Origin of the sequence: Zoogloea sp. (assembly GCF_023150065.1) — a bacterium.
Classification (GTDB): Bacteria; Pseudomonadota; Gammaproteobacteria; order Burkholderiales; family Rhodocyclaceae; genus Zoogloea.
Genome location: NZ_JAKLLN010000169.1, coordinates 1 through 596, shown reverse-complemented (window position 1 = coordinate 596; position 596 = coordinate 1). Strand labels below are relative to the sequence as shown.

The 596-nt window shown below is 70.5% G+C and carries 1 pseudogene; it reads left to right on the top strand.

The features are described from left to right. Positions 1–269: 269 nt before the first annotated feature. Positions 270–596 (top strand): annotated as a pseudogene (locus L6Q67_RS24085) (ABC transporter permease); the annotation flags it as partial.

Here is a 596-nt window from a genome sequence, read left to right as displayed (position 1 = left end):
CGTGCTGTTCGACCTGCCCGCCAGCCAGGTGACCGAAGCCCAGCTGCGCGAGCTCTACGCCGCCGAGGGCGGGCTGCCGATCGCCGGTGCGCCGGTGGCTGCGGCGCCGGTCGATGTGTCGCCGCTGCGCTGTTCATGAAACAATCATTTCCCGGCTCATGTAGGGGCGACTTCAGTCGCCCATCCGCGCGTTCAGCAAGCCTTGCTCCTCAGCTGGAAGCCTTTGGGCGACTGAAGTCGCCCCTACATGAGGTGGGAGGGGGCGCGGGATGAGCGCCTCCGTCCGCGATCCCGCCGCCCTGCCCCGCCTGGGCTGGACGCTCGCCGCGCTGGTGCTGCTGTGGCCGCTTCTGCGGCTGACCGATTTCCGCCCGGCGGCGCTGTTCGATGACGGCAACCTCAACGCGATGGGGCATTTCGTCGGCGGTTTCCTGCCGATGGAGACCTCGCCGGATTTCCTCGCCCTGCTCGGCAAGGCCACCCTCGAGACCCTGGCGATGGCCTCCGCCGGTGTGGCCGTGGCCTTTGTGCTGGCGGTGCCGCTGGGCCTGGCGATGACCCGCAGCCTGTCGGTGTCGCGCCTGGGGCCGGGGCGC